This is a genomic window from Thermodesulfobacteriota bacterium, assembly GCA_036397855.1.
Lineage (GTDB): Bacteria > Desulfobacterota_D > UBA1144 > Nemesobacterales > CSP1-2 > DASWID01.
In genome coordinates, this window is record DASWID010000041.1 from 1 (window position 1) to 3,117 (window position 3,117).

The window sequence follows — 3,117 nt, forward strand, 5'->3', positions numbered from 1 at the left end:
TGATTGAGTACAAAGGATTAAGGGATATTAAAGTTGATCAAATACGCGAAGATGTGGAAGATAGGCTTTATTTTAAACCCTTTGAAGGAAGGTATAAGGTTGCAATCGTAGATGAGGCCGACAGGATGAGCCATAGTGCGCAGAACGCTTTCCTGAAGACACTTGAAGAACCGCCCGATGAATCAATCATAATTCTTCTTACGTCAAGTCCTCAGTCTTTACTTCCGACAATCCGTTCAAGGTGCCAGTCATTACGATTTGAGGGTATTCCAATTGAGCTTATCGTGGAAGAGCTTAAAACTAGGAGAGGTCTTTCGAGTGAAGAATCAACGATGATTGCGTTTCTTTCCGAAGGGAGTTTAGGTAGGGCATTGAATTTAGATGATAAAATTCTTTCAGATCGGAATGAGCTGATTAGCAGATTATCGCGGGTTGAAACTGATTTTGCGTCCTCAGTGCTTGGCGTTGTGGAGTCTATTCTTAGGGGTTCATCCAATGACGACAATGAGAAACTGAAGATATATTTGGAATTTATTTTGCTATGGCTTCGTGATTTGATAAGCGTGAAGATCGGTCTAGATGAGGATTTGCTTATGAATAAGCATTTAATTTCTGTATCTCGAGAGTATGCGAGCAGATACAGTTTGGAGAAGATATTGGAAAAGCTGAATTTTGCAGAACAGGTATCCAATTCTATTCTTCGTTTAAACGCTAATAAACAGATAGCCCTTGAAAATTTGGTGTTAAAGATAGCTGAGTAAAATTAAATCTAGGATTGTTAGTGGGTTTAAATCGTGTTTTAAAGTTTCATAAGTTTGTTGCTGCGAGCGATGGCGAAGGAATCTCATAGCTCTAACGATGTTATCTCGAGTGTATCGAAGCTGCTTCGCGAAAATGTTTAAGATGGATTCCTCGTTTCACTCAATTGTAGAAGCCAGATATTTCGAGGACAGAATTCTCACAATTTGATGAATAGATTTATTTTCAACAATCCTTTTCAGAATGAAAAGGACTTGAACGGCATTCCAAAAATTGCGGCCTGTGCTGAACTTGTTTCAGTATTAAAAAAATCAGAAACGAAGACGTTAAAATCTCCCTAGATCCCCATTCGATGGACTCATGACAGCCTCTTTAATAAAGAGGGAATTTCCTCCTTTTCTAAAGGAGGATTAAGGTGGATTTTTGCGAATTTTTGGGTAGCCTAGTCCTAAGTCCTGAGTTCATCGAAGGATCGAAGGATTGCTTCTTTGTACCTGTGCTGAACCATGTCCTGACGATAGGTCAGGATCTATTCAGTATCAAGACAAAGAAGTGAGAGAGAAGAGTAAGCTATATGAAAAAAGCACTATTAAAGATTCTGTCCGCGAAATATATAACACTTACAGAAATAACTCAGGAAGTTTCAAATCACTTAACACGAAAAAGCAATATTTAAGGATCGCTTCGTAATGGGAAAACGCTTTTACGTCACAACCCCAATATACTATGTAAATGACGTTCCACATATCGGCCATGCTTATACCACGATAGCAGCGGATGTGATTGCCAGATTCCGAAGGCTCAGGGGTGAGGCTGTCTTTTTCCTAACGGGTACCGATGAGCATGGGCAGAAGATAGAAAGGGCAGCTCAGGCGTCTGGGATAGAACCAATTGAGCTTGCCGACAGGGTTGTTTTACGTTTCAAGAATCTCTGGGAAAATCTAAATATAACAAATGATGACTTTATAAGGACAACCGAAGATAGACATAAAATGGCGGTCCAGGCGATTTTTCGGATAATCGAAGGCAAAGGAGATATATATCTTGGTGAATACGAAGGTTGGTATGATGTGAGAAACGAGGCGTTTGTGACTGACACCCAGCTTGAGGAGTATATGAACCTTCCGGAAAGCACTCGGCCGCCTTTGGAGAGGATAAAAGAAGAAAGCTATTTTTTCAGGCTCTCGAAGTATCAAGAGAAACTCCTTGAGCATTACAGGAAGCACCCTGAATTTATACAACCAAAAAACAGGCGGAACGAGGTCGTTCGATTCGTCGAAGGTGGTCTTAAGGATCTGAGTGTGAGTCGCACGACCTTTTCGTGGGGAATTCCGGTGCCCGGAGATTCAAAACATGTAATCTATGTATGGTTTGATGCATTGACCAACTATCTTACGGCCGCCGGGTTTCCTGACAATTCGGAAAATTTGAATGAGATATGGCCAGCCGATATTCATTTGGTTGGAAAAGATATTCTTCGATTCCATGCCGTGTACTGGCCCGCATTTCTGATGTCTGCGGGACTTTCCCTTCCCCATCAGGTCTTTGCGCATGGCTGGTGGACAGTCGAGGGAGAGAAGATGTCGAAGTCTCTGGGTAACGTTGTTGATCCATATAAGATCGTTGATGAATTCGGTCAAGATGTTTTCAGATATTTTCTGTTGAGAGAGATACCATTCGGTCAGGATGGGGATTTCTCCAGAAGCGGAATTATCGGGCGGATAAACGGTGAACTGGCAAACGGGCTCGGAAATCTCGTAAGCAGGACTATCGGGATGATCAAGAAGTATAATGATGGTGTGATACCGGTGCCGGGCTCACTTCTGCAACCTGATGTAAACATAAAGGAGCATGCGCTAAAGACCGTTAGAAAGTTTGATGAATACATGGATGAGATTGCATTCAGTAAATCTTTATCCACATTATGGGATTACATTGGAATCGTAAATAAATATATTGATGAATCTGCTCCGTGGTCCCTGGCAAAGGCCGGGGAAAAGGAAAGGCTGGATACAATACTCTGGGTGTTGGTTGAGTCAATCAGGATAGTGGCAATTTTGGCGTATCCCTTTATGCCCGGTTCAGCCACGGAGATTTGGAGCATGTTGGGTTATGGAGAGCGACTTGAATCGGTTCGCATTTCAGATGCGAAAGAGTGGGGTAGGAGCAATCCGGGGACTAAGGTGGGAGATGTTAAGAGTATATTCCCAAGATACTATTCTAAATAGTTCGGTTGAGCAAAAATCTTCACGGTCTGCGCAAAAGTTTGCACATGTTTTCCAGCTCTCATATGAAAATAAAATAAAATATTCTTAATTTAGAGGAGGTTACTATTTTATGTTAGGTGGTATGAATATT

General features: G+C 41.6%; 3 protein-coding genes. All 3 read left to right on the top strand.

The annotated features are described in order from the left end of the window. On the top strand, nt 1–761 hold a 761-nt coding region (locus VGA95_03335; GenBank protein HEX9665570.1), incomplete at its 5' end, for a DNA polymerase III subunit delta' C-terminal domain-containing protein. 413 nt (nt 762–1,174) lie between these two features. Next, on the top strand, nt 1,175–1,315 hold the full coding sequence (locus VGA95_03340; protein ID HEX9665571.1) for a hypothetical protein: 141 nt from the start codon (nt 1,175–1,177) through the stop codon (nt 1,313–1,315). Between the two features lie 133 nt (nt 1,316–1,448). Then, a complete protein-coding gene (gene metG, locus VGA95_03345) occupies nt 1,449–2,987 on the top strand; it encodes a methionine--tRNA ligase (protein HEX9665572.1) in 1,539 nt (512 codons plus the stop codon). Nucleotides 2,988–3,117 lie beyond the last annotated feature (130 nt).